This is a genomic window from Opitutus sp. (assembly GCA_024998815.1).
Classification (GTDB): domain Bacteria; phylum Verrucomicrobiota; class Verrucomicrobiia; order Opitutales; family Opitutaceae; genus Rariglobus.
Map to the genome: position 1 here is coordinate 698,145 of JACEUQ010000003.1, position 14,870 is coordinate 713,014.

Annotated in this window: 11 protein-coding genes; 1 reads left to right on the top strand and 10 read right to left on the bottom strand. The window is 60.2% G+C overall.

Going from position 1 to position 14,870, the window contains the following annotated elements; all coding sequences use genetic code 11:
• Positions 1–30: 30 nt before the first annotated feature.
• From uidA to H2170_18045, 8 genes are all read right to left on the bottom strand, one after another.
• Complete coding sequence (gene uidA / locus H2170_18010; protein ID MCS6301969.1) at positions 31–1,818, bottom strand: beta-glucuronidase; 1,788 nt, start codon at positions 1,816–1,818, stop codon at positions 31–33.
• A gap of 110 nt (positions 1,819–1,928) precedes the next feature.
• The gene (locus tag H2170_18015) at positions 1,929–3,023 is read right to left on the bottom strand and encodes a hypothetical protein (protein MCS6301970.1); all 1,095 of its coding nucleotides are present in this window, start codon (positions 3,021–3,023) and stop codon (positions 1,929–1,931) included.
• Between the two features lie 217 nt (positions 3,024–3,240).
• The gene (locus H2170_18020) at positions 3,241–4,725 is read right to left on the bottom strand and encodes an MFS transporter (GenBank protein MCS6301971.1); all 1,485 of its coding nucleotides are present in this window, start codon (positions 4,723–4,725) and stop codon (positions 3,241–3,243) included.
• Positions 4,726–4,761: 36 nt separating this feature from the next.
• Positions 4,762–6,015 (bottom strand): hypothetical protein, encoded by a 1,254-nt coding sequence (locus H2170_18025; protein MCS6301972.1) that lies wholly within the window; start codon positions 6,013–6,015, stop codon positions 4,762–4,764.
• 114 nt (positions 6,016–6,129) lie between these two features.
• Positions 6,130–7,068 (bottom strand): PEP-CTERM sorting domain-containing protein, encoded by a 939-nt coding sequence (locus H2170_18030; GenBank protein MCS6301973.1) that lies wholly within the window; start codon positions 7,066–7,068, stop codon positions 6,130–6,132.
• Between the two features lie 60 nt (positions 7,069–7,128).
• Positions 7,129–7,299, bottom strand: coding sequence for a hypothetical protein (locus H2170_18035; protein MCS6301974.1), 171 nt, complete (start codon positions 7,297–7,299; stop codon positions 7,129–7,131).
• Complete coding sequence (locus H2170_18040; GenBank protein MCS6301975.1) at positions 7,296–9,080, bottom strand: endo-1,4-beta-xylanase; 1,785 nt, start codon at positions 9,078–9,080, stop codon at positions 7,296–7,298. Before H2170_18040 ends, H2170_18035 begins: the two co-directional genes overlap by 4 nt.
• A gap of 172 nt (positions 9,081–9,252) precedes the next feature.
• Complete coding sequence (locus tag H2170_18045; GenBank protein MCS6301976.1) at positions 9,253–10,311, bottom strand: LacI family DNA-binding transcriptional regulator; 1,059 nt, start codon at positions 10,309–10,311, stop codon at positions 9,253–9,255.
• A gap of 217 nt (positions 10,312–10,528) precedes the next feature.
• On the opposite strand from H2170_18045, the gene H2170_18050 reads away from it, so the two are divergent.
• A complete protein-coding gene (locus H2170_18050) occupies positions 10,529–11,434 on the top strand; it encodes an SMP-30/gluconolactonase/LRE family protein (GenBank protein MCS6301977.1) in 906 nt (301 codons plus the stop codon).
• Between the two features lie 194 nt (positions 11,435–11,628).
• Here H2170_18050 and H2170_18055 read toward each other — a convergent pair whose 3' ends face one another.
• Entirely contained in the window at positions 11,629–12,993 is a 1,365-nt protein-coding gene (locus tag H2170_18055) for a beta-glucosidase (protein ID MCS6301978.1), read from the bottom strand.
• Positions 12,994–13,384: 391 nt separating this feature from the next.
• Positions 13,385–14,551 carry an FAD-dependent monooxygenase gene (locus tag H2170_18060; protein MCS6301979.1) on the bottom strand — a complete coding sequence of 389 codons (1,167 nt, stop codon included), beginning with the start codon at positions 14,549–14,551 and terminating at the stop codon, positions 13,385–13,387.
• Positions 14,552–14,870 lie beyond the last annotated feature (319 nt).

Sequence of the window (14,870 nt, forward strand, 5' to 3'; positions counted from 1 at the left end):
GTAAAGAAAGCGGGGCTGTCTGAGGCGGCATTAAACGCGCCATCGATCGCGCAGCAGGCGGGCGGCCTGCTTGGGCTGCCGACTGCGAGAGAACACGCCTTTGCGGTTACCAAAAGCCCGGCCTGCCGCCTGCTTGGTCGCGAAGTCCGCAAAGTTCCACACGTGTTCGCCGATGACGAAGTCGACGGAGTCCATCGCTTTGTGAAAACGTGCCAGCGACTCGGCCTGATATTCCTCGGTGAACATCTGCGGCGGGTCCGAGTGGAAGCCCTCGATGGTGTCGGCACCGTATTCGGCCAGCAGAATGGGTTTGCCGTGCTCACTCCACCAGAGCTTCAGTTCGCGCTCCAGTTGGTGGCGTACGAGATCGAGGCGGCCGGCATCGTTGTACCAACCATAGTAGCGATTGATGCCCACGATATCGACGAGGTGGGCAACGCGGGAAGCGGGCATGCGGTCGGGTTCGGTGATGGCGCGGCCGGCCTCGACGATCATGACCGGGCGGGAGGGGTCCAGCTGGCGCACATGACCACAGACTTTCTCGTAGTAGGGCACCGCGCCGGGTTCCCAGGTGGCGGCTTCGTTGGCCACAGACCAAATAATGACACTGGGGTGGTTATGATCGCGTTCGATTAGATCCGTGAGGGTGTCCAAGTGTGCGGCGAGGGTAGCGTCGTTGGCACGTTCCGGGAGGTAAACCACGGGGTCATGCCGCCAGGTGTTGAAGCCCACCGCCGGAACTTCGTCGATGATCAGGATGCCGCGTTCGTCGGCCATACGCATGGCTTCCTCGCTGTAAGGGTAATGACTGGTGCGATAAGAATTCGCCCCGATCCACTCCATGAGGTTGTGGTCTTTAACGAGCAACGCCATGTCCAGACCGCGTCCGCGCACGTCAGCATCCTCGTGGCGGCCGAAGCCTTTTAGGTAAATCGGCGTGCCGTTAAGCAGGAGTTTTTTCCCAGCTACAGCTACGGTGCGGATGCCCACTCGCTCGGTGTAGGTGTCGATCGTCTTATTTTGGTCGTCAACGAGGCGGCATTCGAGGTGGTAGAGGTAAGGATCGGTCGGCGACCAAAGACGCGGGGATGGCACGGTTAAGCGGCCGGTGGGGGTGGTTTGGCTAGCTACCGAGTTGCCCTCGGTGTCGCGGAGGGTGACAAGAATCTTGGCGTTCCCTTTGGTGACAGTGGAGTAGTCCAACCAACCGGAATTTGGATCGAAGCCCGTGTTGACGCGGATCTTTTCAATGCGACTTGCCGGGGTCATCACCAGTCGCACGGGACGGAAGATACCGGCGTAGTTGAAGAAATCGAAATGGGTCTCCTGGCAGCGGTAATCGGGCGGGTAGTTCTCAATATCGCGCGGGGTGCGGATCTCGCCGGGCGGGAAGGTTTGCCAGCTCAGGACGTTCCCCACCTTCACGGTGAGGCGGTGCAGGTGGCCGGGACGAATCAGGGCGGTCACGTCAAAGACGAACGGTAGAAAACCGCCCTGATGTTCGCCGAGTTTGTGATCATCCAGCCAGACCACGGCATGGTGCGCGACGGCGTCGAAGCGCAGCTCCAAGCGCCCGGCCGAGGTGTGTGTAGGGACGCAGAGGCTGCGTTGATACCAGACGTCGCCGACGTGGTCGCGCAACGAGGCATCTTGGCCGATGTCGTTGTAACTTGCGGGCACCGGCATCGGAATGGCGTGAGCCAAAGGAGCGCGAAACCAGCCGGAGGCTTCGCCGGTGGAAGCGGTATCGACTTTGAAGTCCCACACCCCGGCCAGATCGATGAAACTGCGGTGGGCGTTGATTACAGGATAAAGCATGGTGTAAAAAAAATATTACCTGCGGCTTCCGGATAGGGAGAGCGGGCGGCGGGCTAGTGTTAATCTTGCTGGTGCGAGGTGGTTCTCGCCACTGCGGCGCGGTCCTTATGTTAAGCTCGGCTATTCGCGATTCCGTGCCGGCGTAGGTGTGCGTAATATTTGGCTGACATCTCGTGGTGGTAAACCGGATGAGAACCGGCGTGGGTGACGGGTCCGGTCAGGAGGATGCGGTAGTGCTGGAATGGAATCGGAAAAAGGTCGTTTTCGCCGAGCAGGCCGTTCCAGCCACTCGTCTCGGCGGGCCCGAGCCATTCACCGTAGAGCGTCACCCCGCCGGCGTTGTCCACCAGGACAGCGCCGTAACGCTGGAGTGCGCGTGCAATGGTGCGAGCGGCGGGAGTCAGATTAAATTGATCTAGGTTTAGCGCGGGATCGAGCTGGAGAATGCAGCCTTCGGGCAGGCCACCCGGCAGCCAGCCGTCGGTCCAAATGGCGGGCGCAATAAATTCCTGCAAAGCGGCTACTTCGCAGGCAAAGGCGAGTTTGTGGGCGATCTCGCCAGCGAGCAGTTCGTCGCGGCGGATGAGGCCGGCGCAGGCGGGCACTCCGGGGGCGCGGCAGGGGCCGTAGAAGTGAACACTTTCGTCGTTGTGAATTCCCGCGATGGTTTCGGCGGTGAAAACGCCCGGTCCGTCCAGCGGGTAGCTGATGGCGGCGTTGGTTGACCAAGAGCCGTCTGCTTCGGGGCGGCACTGCCAGAGGTCGTAGATGCGGTTCTCTTGCGGTGCCACGATGACGAGATGGGCGTCGGCTTCGGCATCGGTGCAAGCGGCCGCTGGTATTGGCACGCCGTCGGCAACCGAGGCGTGCAGCCCGAGCGGGTGGGCATCGTGCAGGTAGGGGCGCGAGACCAACAGGTGACCCTGCGAGTAGCGACACTCGGGGAGCTTCGGGCGCAACGTGCGACGCGGAGTGCTGGCGTCGGCATAGTAAATGGGCAACGTCCACGCGTTCAGGTTGAGATGCAGGCCGGCTTCTCCGCGCGTCGGGTCTGCGGTGTGGGCAGCGGTGAGGAGCTCAATCCAGCGCGGCGATTGCGGGTCTGATGTGGCGGTGTCCGCCAAAGGCTGATTCCAAAAGCTATCGGGCGCGAACCAGCGAGGGCCTCTGGCGCCGAGTTGTGGAGGGACGGTCGGGTTAGACATAGGGGTATATTTAACGATGTAGATTCAGCCCGTGGCGTCCGTGGTGGTGTCTGTTGGTGTGGTCAGCGGGCATCCAGATTTGGGTGAGAAATTTTCCGGAACGGGAGCGGGTTGCTGTAGCGGGTACGCTGTACGTAGCTTCACGACCACATCAGCTCCCGTTCCGGGTAAGTCGAAATTGTGTAATTGCGGCAGGGCTGGCGCGGCCAGAACCCGATCAGAGGCAGCCTCGGCGCGCTTCGAGTTCGGCGCGGACTTCCTGCATACGGCCCGGCGAGAGCGGGTAGCGTAAAAGCACGGCCATCGCCAGGGTCACCAGCGTGGCGGGCAGGAACGCATCGAGCAGACGCATGTGGGTGAAGATGCCGTCGATCTGGGTCGAGCCGTGTGAGACGACGAAGCCGCTCCACACCACCAGCGGGCCACCAAAGCCCATGCCGATGGAGAAGCTGGCTTTGACGATCCAGGAGAAGATGGAGGCGAACGCACCTTCGCGGCGTTCACCGGTGCGCAGTTCATCGTAGTCCACCACGTCGCCGTTGATCGATGGGATGAGCTGCCAGATGCCGGTGAAGGCCGGCGCGAGCAGCACGCCGCAGACGACAGAGAGCCACGGATAGGCCGGGTTAAAGAGCCACCAGCGCAGCACCAGGCCGACGAGCATGAGGCCCATACAGGTCATGAGGGTCCAGGTCTTGCCGATGCGTTGCGAGAGCCAGTTGAAGGCCGGGATCGCAAGTATGCCTAGCACGACGATGATGGTCGACTCCACGCCTTGGAGCTTGGAGGCGAGCTCCATGTTGCCAGCGGAGACGTAGTAGAGGCGCAGGTAGAAACCGAAGGCGTTGCTCAACGAACTGGCGCAGACGAAGAACAGGGTGAACAGCGCCGTGATCAGGAAGGGCCGGTTGGCGAACGTCCATCGGAAGTTGTCCTTTAGCGATACCTTGGGTTGATTCACGGCACTCTTGTAGGACCGTTCCGTGGTCGTGAAGACCGGCAACATACCGAGTACGATGACCAGCGCGCCGGCGATGAGGGTGACGCGTTGCGCGCCGAGGATCGTGTCGGGGCCGCCGTCGGCAGCACGGGCGATGAGGGGTTGCTGCGCCAGCCACCAGGCCCAGCCGACGAGCAGCCCGGCGATTTTTTGGAAAAAAGTGCGGTAGGAGCTGACGCTGGTGCGCTCGTTGTAGTCGGGGGTGAGCTCCAACATCATGCTCTGGTAGGGCATGGCCCAGACGGCAAAGCAGGTGTAGAAGAGCAGGCCGGTGCCGATGAGCCAGTAGATGAGAGCGGTTTCGCTCCAATCACGCCCGACTTGCCACATCACCGGAAAGGCCAGGCCGGTGAGGATCGCTCCGACAAAGATGTAGGGCTTGCGCCGGCCCCAGCGGCTGCGGGTGTTGTCGGAGATCCAGCCCATGAGCGTGTCAATCATCGCGTCGTAGAGGCGGAAGATGACCATCGCCAGGCTGGCGATCGCCGGGGAGAGGCCGAGCGTGGTCACGAAGATGGGCGTGGCCAGTTGGTTGGGGATGTTGTTGGCCCAGACATCCACCGCGCCGGCTGCCCCGCTGGCGATTTTGGCCTTGAGCGGGACTCGGTCTTCGGGGCGGGTTGTGGTGCTGGCGGCGGCTCTGGGGGCTTCGCCCGCGATGAGCGGGCGGGCCTCGGCGGCGGGGGTAGGGGTGACGGACATGGGGTGGTTTTTTGGGGTTCTGCGCGAGCAGAGGGGTTAACTGTCTGACTGGAGCGCGGGCTCGGCGGAGAAGGCGGCGAACACGCCCGCAGTCCAGCCTAGCATGGCGGGCATCTCGTATTCGTTAAGCGCCTCGGTGGTGCCGTCGGCAACGTTGTATTTCTCCCAGAGTTCACCGGTGCGCTCGAAGTTTTCGGCGAGCGTGACGAGGTATTTGCCGGCGAGGCGGCGGGCGTCGTCGATGTAGCCGGTCTGCAAAAGGGCGTGGACGGCCGCGTAGTGCAGGGGCGGCCAACCGTTGGGGGCGTCCCATTGATAGGCGAACGTACGCGGGCCGGGTTCGGCGCACAGCAAGCCGTGGGGCGTTTCCAGGCGGGGTAGCAACGCCACCGTGGCCGCCGCTTCCTCTGAGTTGGCCACCCCGAGCCAGAGTGGATAAAACACCGCCGCCGATAAGATGGGCGACAGTTCACCGGTCTTAAAATTCACGTCGGTAAAGGCACCGAGTTCGGGGGACCACAGGTGGCGGCGCATGAGTGCGGCGCGTTTTTCGGCGGCGCTTTTCCAGCGAGCGGCGGTGAGGCTGTCGCCGAGTTCCTCGTAGGAGGAGGACAGGAAACTTTCGTGGGCGAAGAGCAGCGCGTTGAGATCAACCGGGCAGAAATCGGCGCAGCGGCGGTCAAAGCGCGCACAGTAGTCCCAGCCGGACTCGCACTCGGCCTGGTCGTGACGGATGAGTTCGAGCAACGCCTCATCGTTCGCAGGCACGGGTCGTCCCAAGCGATCGGTTTGGTTGCGAAATTCGTCGATGGAGCGGGCGGGGTCGTCGTGTGTGCCGTAGTAATTGAGCCCGTTGGGGGCGAGGCGACCGGTCATCCAAAAGTCGTGTTCGCGCTCAAGCGTGGGGAGTTGGGCGCGCAACCAGGCTTGGTCGCCGGTGGCTTTGTAGACGTCGCGCACCATCAGTGCTGCGTGAGGGGGTTGCGAGCGGCCCAGGAACCAGACTTGGTTACCATTGGGATAAAAACCGAAGCGCTCGATCAGCGAGAGGATGTTTTCGGTGTTTTGGCGGGCGAGGACGATTTCGCCCGTCGCGATCAGGCCGGTGTTGGTATAAAACGTATCCCAGTAAAAGAGGGTCTGAAACATGCCCGACTTGCAGGGCACCGTGTAGGGATAGGGCAGCCCGATGCGCCGGCTGTCGTCGGCAGTGATGGTGCGAACGGTGTCCGCCCAGCCGTCACGAATGAAGGCGAGCACGGCAGAATGAGTTGGGGTGGCGAGGGGCATGGCGAGGGTTGAGGATAAATTGAGCCCGAAACCGCCTGAGAGCGGTCTCGGGGTTAAGCGACCGACGACCTGGGTGGTCGTCGGTCAAAGAGTCCAGGCTAGCTAAGCGTAGGCTTAGGCGGCGGGACGGCGGCGAAGAACAGCGAGAATGAGCACACCAAGGCCGGCGAGAGCGGCGTAGGTCGAGGGCTCGGGGATGGCGGAGATGGCCGTTGTCTCAACGGTTACGTTGTCCAAACGGAGGCCACCGGTGCTGGCGCTTGTGTAGGTCGTGTAAAAGCCGATGGCGTTGATCGCACTCGACGCCGGAAGCACAGCGGAGGCACCGACCGATATCGTCGAAGTGGTGCTACCCTCGATGAAGGCGGACATGCCGGACAGTGGAGCCCAATCTGCGCTGGTAAAAACGCTGCGGTCCCAGACCGTGGGGCTGTTTGTTGCGAGTGCCGTAAAGCTGCCATCGACTGCTGGGGTAGTGCCCACGGTGTAGGCAAACCACGTAGTCCCGATGCGGAGCGTCGGCACGACGACGGCTGTCCGACCAAACGCAAACACAGCCGATATTTTCGAGATGTTGTCGGTTGTCAGAACACCGCTAGCGATGCCAGCTCCAGTAGTGGGGTTGTTGCCGGTGCTAAAATACTCGTTGGTGGCGAAGATAGTGCCGACATTTCCCACGTTTTGGGTTGGGTTGGAGAATAGGAACCCGTTGTTTGAGGTATCGGCAGTCTGCGTGGTCTGTTGGCTGCTGGTGCTGGGGGTGTTGTTGGAGATGTTGTTGATGTTGGGGAGGGCGCTGAAATTTCCCGCCCCCGCATTGGGACTGATTAGCATGTTGCCGGTGTATTGCTGAGTCGTGGCAGGCGTCGTCGAGTTCGTCTGATAGAGAAACCAACCCGTCGTGTTTAGGTTCGCGTTGCTGCCGCTAGTGTTCTGGAAGGTCTCGCGGTAGATCACGGTCTGAGCGGAGGCTAGCGGAGCGGAGGCAAACAGCGCGAGTAAGGCCAGAAGCCCCGTACGCACCGGATTTTTAGTGTAGTTTTTGTTTTTCATAGCAGGGAAATTGTAACGTTAAGATTTCGTGGCGAAAAAAATGGGGACCTAATGTCAGCGTTAGGAAGTGCTGTTGCCCGAGGTCAGGCTGCCGGCTTTGAAGGCGCGGGCCCCACCGTCGACCCCAGCGGCACGGATGCCGTTGGGGGTGGTGACGGTGAGTAACTCGCCTAGCGAAAGGCCGCAGTCGGTCCTCGGTGTCGTCAAGCGTGCTGGGTGGGCGAAACTCATGGGAGGGTAATGATCACCTTTGCGGCTGAGGCGGACACGGTTACCTTGCTCGGGGTGGTCGTTGCACGCTTATCGGCCCGCACGGACACTTCATAATCGCCGTGGTGGACGGTTGAAGTGAACGAGCCGCTGGCGTCGGTTTTGCCGGTGGAACGGCTGTTCCAGGCCTCATTTACGAGCGAGCGCCAAGCGGCGGCGTTGGGGCGTTCGCTCCAATCCGGCCGGAACATGGCTGCTTGTGGGAGCCAATGGTTCTTTTCCCAAAAGCCCCAGGTGATGACGCCGGCGACGGCGGGATGACTGTAGCAGGCCAGAAGAAAGTCGCGGGTGAAATCACCAAGCACCTCTTCATCGGGCGTGTTGATGTCGAACTCGGTGATCAGGACCGGCAGGCCGGCGCTGGCCAGCAAATCAAGGTCGGCCAAGATGCGTTCTGGCCCCAGAATCGCCTGACCGAAGTGCCCTTGAACCCCTAAGCCTTCGACAGGCGCACCGGCGGCGCGCAGGGCGGCAACTTTTTCCAGGATACTTTGCACGGTTTCCCGGCTGGTGCCGCCGGTGAGCATATCGTAATCATTGAGAAACAGCCGGGGCTTCGGGTCGGTTTTTTTCGCCAATTTATACCAACCGGCCATGGCCTCGGTCTCGGGGAGCAGGGTGAAGTAGTCGCGCTCGTGCAGCGGCTCATTCACCACATCCCAGGAGTCCAATTTGCCCTTGGTGACGTTCATCAGATCGACGATGTGCTGATCGATTGCTTTGCTGAGGGTGGCGGCATCGGTGAGCGCGGGCGGACGGAATTCCTCGGGGGTGTATTTCCAGCCGGGCCACACCAAGGTGTGCCCACGAAGGCGTAAATTCTGGGCCGAAAGCCAGTCGAAGGCGGCGATCGTTTCGGCGCGCGGCCAACGGCCTTTCGGCTGATTGGGGGCCCAGCGCTGCCATTTGAAGCCGTTTTCGATCACGGCGGTGTTAAAATTCTCCAACAGCGCTCGCCGGTAACGCTGCGCGTCGGGCGTCTTGTTCATGATCATCGCCGAATCGACGGAGGTGCCGAACTGGAAAGCGTTGCGAGTCTGGTTTACGACAACCGTAGCGTTGGGAACCGGTTTTCCATCAGCTCCGCGGACCTCGACGACGAGTGGCGTTGTGCGTATTTTCTTAATGCGCTCGATCGCTTGCGCTCTCCAAGCGGCATCGGCGGCTCTGCCCTCATACGTGTAACGCGTGCGCGGCAGCTGCGCTAGGGGCACGGTTTTGGGGAAACGCCACAATTCGACACCGGCGATTTCGATGACTTGGGGCCGAAAACCGAGGCCGAGATTGAGCGTCGCCTCGCCCGCAGGCTGGTTGTGCTGGGTCGTGAAGGGCAGTTCGAGCTGGGTCCATTCTGGGCCCACGGAGACGCGGTGGACGACCGACTTGCCCCAGGGAGAGTCCTTCTGCTGAAAATAGACGCAGAGTTCGGCTTCGCGCTGCTCGTTTTCGGCCGAGATGGTGCGGAACCAGAGGCGCATCCAAAGTGTATCGCCTTTGGCGATGGCGCGCTCCGTAGGAAGGGCAATTTCGGCAAGCCAGTAGTCGGGATAGCGCTTCGATGTGGTGGCGCGGACAACCTGGGAGAATCGCTCCGTTTGGGCGTCTTTCACCGATTCTATACTGAATGCCGCCTGGCCCCAGTCGCGGGGACCTGAATCGCGCACTACGGCGGTGCCCGCCCAATCCGCTGCGAGCATGGATTCACCGCCCAAAGCAACGGGCTCAAACGCCCGCAGTGGCATGGAAAACGTTAACAAAAGGAGAGTCAGAAAGCGTAAAAGAAGGGGGGTCATAGAGGGTATTTGGACGAGGCAAGATTCATGTCTTAACGTTAAGGGTTGTGGCAAGAAAAAAAAGGCGAAAGTCCGCTGGTGGATTTGAGCGGAGCTGGTCGCCTGCCGACGCGAAGTGTGCTTAAACGCTAGCGCCCAACACTAAGGTGGCCTCAAAGCGTTGCGATTCTAAGGTGGCCATGGGCCCGGTTTGACCGAGTTTGAAGGCCATCTCGGCAGCGGCGAGGCCCATCTCATACCACGGGATGGCAAGTGTGGTGAGTGCGACAGGGGATAACTCCGAGTTGCCGAGGCGACCGTTAAAGCCGAGAAGCGCGAGATCGCCGGGAACTTTTAAGCCGAGTCGGGTGGTCACGCGCTGGGCAAGCATGGCGTCGTGGTCACTATAACAGACAAAGGCCTCGGGCCGGTCTTTCGAGAGAAGTACCGCCTCCAGTTGCTGGTAGCCGATCGGGCGATCCGCGATGATGACCTCTCTAGCGGGAAGGCCCGCCTCGCTCATCACCGCAAAATAGGCGCCGCGCCGGACTTCGTAGCTGTAGTGCCCGTTGTGCAGCCCGAGAGAAAAAGACAGGAAGGCCACGCGGCGGTAGCCTTTGCTCAGGATATATTGCGTGCCGATACGCGCAGCGGCGGCATCGTCCACCCAGACGCTATTTGAGACTTGTTTATCGTTAAGGTTGGCGATCGGGACGCGGGATTCTTCCAGGCGCTTCCGGACTGCGGGGCCCACGCCTACGGTTGCGTCCACGATGAGGGCGTCGACGGAGTGTTCGCGTACGGCACGCGGGAGTGTGGGTGCTTGGTTACCCTGATCCGGTGGGACGCCAATAAAGGTGAAGTGTTGGTCGTGGTTGTTGAGACCGTTGAACACGCCGGCGAGCATTTCGGGGATCACGATCAGGTAACGGGTTTCCTTCACCATGACGTAGCCGATATTCCCCATGCGCTGGCTTCGCATGGCGCGCGCCATGCCATTGGGCCGATAGCCAAGACGCTGTGCGGCTTCGAGGACGCGTGCGCGCGTTTCCGGTGCCACCGGATACGTGTCACCGGGGTCACGAAAAACACCGCTTACCGTCATGACGGATACACCAGCCAACTTGGCCACATCAGACATCCGGACTCTGCCGGATTTGGCTGGAGAAATTTTTTCTACCGAGGTTGCGCTCTTTTTCATATCGTTAAGAAAATAAGTGGGATGTAGCTTTGAGTAGCAACTCGGTTTTTGGCCGAGGTATATTTCGCCGAGAGGCCTGCTCCAGTCGTGAAAAAATGACCACCACCTCAGCCGCTACCTAGCCCTTGGAACGTGTTGGCAATGCGTGTTCTGAGCTTTTGCTTGTCACGCTTTTGACGCGCCACCTATTTCCCTGTCGGTCGTAAAACTTCACCGCATGATAAAACTACTCTCATCCCTCGTGACTCTATGGGTTTTCATTGCTGCGTGTTGCTTCGGTGCCGAAGAACACCCCGTTCTCGCTCCCGGCGCGCAACTCGAGAAACTGGCTGGTGGCTTCAAGTTCACCGAAGGTGCCACCTGCGATCCGCAGGGAAATGTCTTTTTTGTCGACCAGCCCAACAACCGCATCCACCGGTGGAGCACCGACGGCAAGCTTTCCACTTTCATGGACCCCGCAGGCCGCGCGAACGGCATGTGCTTCGACAGCAAGGGAATGCTGTTCGTCTGCGCCGACGAAAAGAACGAGCTTTGGGCGGTCACCGCCGATGGCAAGGCCAGCGTACTGGCCCAGACGTTTGGCGACAAACGGCTCAACGGCCCCAACGACGTTTATGCGCATCCTTCCGGCGCGCTCTATTTTACCGACCCCTATTACCCGCGTCCTTGGTGGGGGCACAAAATCATGCCGCAGCCCTCGCAGCAGGTGTATCGCCTCTCGGCAGACCGCCAGCATCTGGTGAAGCTCACCGACGACTTGAAGCAGCCCAACGGCATCGTCGGCACGCCGGACGGGAAACGGCTCTTCGTGGCCGACATAGGTGCCAAGCGGACTTGGGTTTATGAGGTACAAGCCGATGGCACGCTAACGAACAAGAAGCTTTTTTGCGAAATGGGTTCCGATGGTATGACGCTCGACACCCAGGGTAATATTTACCTCACCGGTAAGGGCGTAACCGTTTTCGACAAGTCCGGTGTTCGCATCTCGCAGATTGAGGTGCCGGAGAACTGGACGGCCAACATCTGCTTCGGCGGGGCCGACCGGCAGACTCTCTTCATCACCGCCAGCACGGGCCTGTATAGTGTGCGCACCCAGTTCAAAGGCGCGAACCCTGGCAAGTAATACTCTTTTTAGAACAAAAAGGATAGATGCTATGAGACGATTTCGAGTGTAGGAGTCGTTTGATATAGGTCTCAAAAATCTTTCACCTTGGCCGAGCCAAGGATCGGGGATGTTTTATGCGCGATCATAGATCCGCTTTTCGCCCATAAATGGGCGCCTACCTTTATCAGTCCAAAACTATGTAGCGATCGGTATTAGACGATGCGGTTTTCACGCATCACGGTGGAATACCAGTGGGCGCTCAGCTTGGGGGTGCGTTTTTGGGTTTGATAGTCGGTGTGGACCAGTCCGAAGCGGATGCTGTAACCGTCTTCCCATTCATAATTGTCCATGAACGACCAGCAGAAATAGCCCTTCACCGGAACGCGATCGGTGATGGCACGACGCAGTTCGACCAAGTATTGGCGCAGATAGTCCCGGCGATGCAGGTCGTGGATCTCTCCGGAGGAGTTGGGCTCCTCAATGGTGCCGTAGCCGTTTTCGGTGATGTAGATGTTTTTGGCACCGTAGACGTCCGCAGCCATTTTGGTGCCCCAATAAATCGACTGGGGGACCGTCTTAAGCCAGCCGGCAAGCGTGGTCTGGGGATAACCGGGCGGAAAGGCCAGGCGCTCGAAGCCCTTGCCTTTGGTGGCGCGAACAAAGGTGCCGGTATAGATATTGAGGCCAAGGAAGTCGGTGGGCTGGCCGATCAGATCGAAGTCGCCGCGTTTGACCTCGGGGCGATCTTTGCCGCAGGCACGCAAAAAAGCGGGGGTGTAGCGGCCGTGATAAATAGCGCCGAGGATACGGTCATTTTCATAAGTGAAGGCGGCTCGGGTGGCGGCGAGGTGGGGCTCCGTCTCTTCGACCGGTATAAACACTTCGAGGTTGTCGGTGATGCCGACACGAGCGCCCCGGCCGCCGAATTCGCGGACGGCGCGCACGCCATGGCCGTGCGCGAGCAGGGCGTGGTGAACGGTCTGATTGACCACCTGGGGCGATTCCCGCAGGCCGGGCGCCTTGTTGAGATTCCCCGCGTAGGATAAATGCGTGAAGCAGCGGATTTCGTTAATCGTTATCCAGTTTTTCACCCGTTTACCAAAGGCTTTTACGATGGTGTCGGCATACCGCCCGAAGGCTTCCGGGGTGCGGCGATTGCGCCAGCCGCCGTGGACTTCGAGGGCTTGGGGCGTGTCCCAGTGAAACATCGTCACCCAGGGCGTGATCCCGTGTTTTTCGAGGGAATCGAACAGGCGGTGGTAAAAATCGATACCGGCTTGGTTCACCGCACCTTCGCCATCCGGGATGATGCGAGGCCACGCGATTGAAAGCCGGTAGTGCTTTACCCCGAGTTTCGCCATGAGGGCAAAGTCGTCGTCGAAGCGATGGTAATGGTCGCAGGCTATGTCGAGGGTGTCGCCCTTGTGCACCCGGCCTGGCTGGCGGGAAAAGTGGTCCCAGACGGATTCCCCTTTGCCGTCGGCGAAGGCGGCGCCTTCAATTTGCGGGGCGGCGGTGGCCACGCCCCAGACAAAGTTTTTGGGGAAATCAAGACGGCGTGATTCGGCGGGATGCATAAGGTGAGAGGCGGCGGAGGGTGGGTTAGTAACCGAGCGTGAGAACGACAAGACGACGGACGATATTCATGGCGTGCAGGGGGATGATTTTAGGGCAAAGACGCGGTTACCCTCAGGCGGCATGAAACGCCAGCGGCCGGTAGGCAGCAAGTCTTTTGTCATAACGTTAAGATTGGTGGGAATGGGGGTGATTGTAACGTCATTCCCTGGTGTGAGATCGGACGATTTTTTTACCGTGTTTTGTTGGTTTAGAGTCAGCGGCCTGGCCGCGTCAAACAGGAGGAAGGTTAACGGTGGACGGCTGCGTGTGGGGAATGATTCGGCCTGACGAGGGAAATGCCGGTAAATCGACTTGGGCTCGCTAGGGCTCTGGTTTTTGCTGCCGAAAATTTTAGGGCACGAGCGGGTGGTGACCCACGTCGAACTGGGCGTACTTCGACATACTCTTTGGGCCAATGAGCGGTAGGAGCAGCTCAAACGCTTTATCGCGTCCCCACGTTGCAAATCGACCCTCCCACTGGCCGATGGAACCGAAGCGCAAGGATTCTTTGGTGACTGCGGTCGTCCGTGGAAACCGCTCGGCGGCGAATGATGTTAAACCCGCTTCCGGGTCCGCCCCGTTGCTCAGGTGCCTCGCAAGTGCTACGGCGTCCTCGATGGCCAGGCACCCGCCCTGTCCCAAATTAGGGGTCGTGGGGTGGGCCGCATCCCCAATGAGTCCTATGCGATCTTTGGACCAAAAGCGCGTCGGCGGGCGGTCGAGGATGTCGTTGCGGAGGACGGCCGCCGCAGGCGTGGCAGCAATAATCTCGGTGACCGGGCCCGCCCAACCCTGAAACGCCGTGGTTACGGCGGCTCGCTCGTTGGCGCCGCGTTCGAACGCTGGCTCATTCTTCGTCGCCCACCAATAAACCTGATCCCCTGGCAGGGTCGTGATGCCGAACCTCCTCCCACGGCCCCACCACTCGGCCAAATATCCTGGACCCACTGTGGAAGGGCGGTCGCACACGCCTCGCCAACAGGTGTAGCCGGCGTAGCGAGGCTGGGTAGCCCCGAACAGCGTGGTGCGGATCGCCGACCGAATCCCGTCGGCACCGATGACGAGATCCGCTTCGTCGCAGTGTCCGTTCTTGAAGCGGACCACGGCCCGCGATCCCTGCGTTTCGGCGCCGACGCACTCGAACCCATAGTGGGCCGTGTCTGCGGGTAAGTATTTAGATAACAAGGCCACCAAGTCGGCGCGGTGGATCATCGCAAGAAACGGAGTTGTTGCGAGCTGCCGCTCGAACGATGCGGTTTGGAATGAACCCGCGATCTTGTGCCCGTTACGGGTGCGGAACTCGGATAAGTTGACTGGCAGGCATGCGGCCCGGACGGCGGCGCCAACCCCAAGGCAATCCAGTGCGCGAAAGGCATTGGCCCAGAGGCTGATGCCTGCGCCAATTTCGGTTAGTTGGGGCGCTCGCTCGTAGATCGTCGCTTCGATCCCGACGCGTCGCAGGGCAAGGGCGAGCGAAAGTCCTGCGATGCCGGAGCCGATCACGATTACCCGCATCATACTTGTTTTTTTGACTGCAAGTTACCGAGGCACCACGACCGTGCTTGGCGTGACTGAACCGATCCTGAAAAACAGTCGGCATCGGCGTCAACCTGTTTTTTTCGGGCACGGCCAAAACCCGATTTTGGGGCGGCGATTGACATGAAACTGGATTTTGCCGGATTGAGTGCTGAGCCCCATTAAAATCAAAGCCATCCATCGAGCCTTTTAGCTGCGAAAGAACTCAGAGAACGCATAGAAATACAGGGATGGATCTTTGCGATCCTTGCGATCTTTCGCGGCAAAACTGCCTCGGTTTAATCCGACGCTTTAAATGTTA

Coding starts and splice junctions, on each gene's coding strand:
- uidA (MCS6301969.1), bottom strand. CDS start 1,818: ATGCTTTATCCTGTAATCAACGCCCACCGCAGTTTCATCGATCTGGCC.
- H2170_18015 (MCS6301970.1), bottom strand. CDS start 3,023: ATGTCTAACCCGACCGTCCCTCCACAACTCGGCGCCAGAGGCCCTCGC.
- H2170_18020 (MCS6301971.1), bottom strand. CDS start 4,725: ATGTCCGTCACCCCTACCCCCGCCGCCGAGGCCCGCCCGCTCATCGCG.
- H2170_18025 (MCS6301972.1), bottom strand. CDS start 6,015: ATGCCCCTCGCCACCCCAACTCATTCTGCCGTGCTCGCCTTCATTCGT.
- H2170_18030 (MCS6301973.1), bottom strand. CDS start 7,068: ATGAAAAACAAAAACTACACTAAAAATCCGGTGCGTACGGGGCTTCTG.
- H2170_18035 (MCS6301974.1), bottom strand. CDS start 7,299: ATGAGTTTCGCCCACCCAGCACGCTTGACGACACCGAGGACCGACTGC.
- H2170_18040 (MCS6301975.1), bottom strand. CDS start 9,080: ATGCCACTGCGGGCGTTTGAGCCCGTTGCTTTGGGCGGTGAATCCATG.
- H2170_18045 (MCS6301976.1), bottom strand. CDS start 10,311: ATGAAAAAGAGCGCAACCTCGGTAGAAAAAATTTCTCCAGCCAAATCC.
- H2170_18050 (MCS6301977.1), top strand. CDS start 10,529: ATGATAAAACTACTCTCATCCCTCGTGACTCTATGGGTTTTCATTGCT.
- H2170_18055 (MCS6301978.1), bottom strand. CDS start 12,993: ATGCATCCCGCCGAATCACGCCGTCTTGATTTCCCCAAAAACTTTGTC.
- H2170_18060 (MCS6301979.1), bottom strand. CDS start 14,551: ATGATGCGGGTAATCGTGATCGGCTCCGGCATCGCAGGACTTTCGCTC.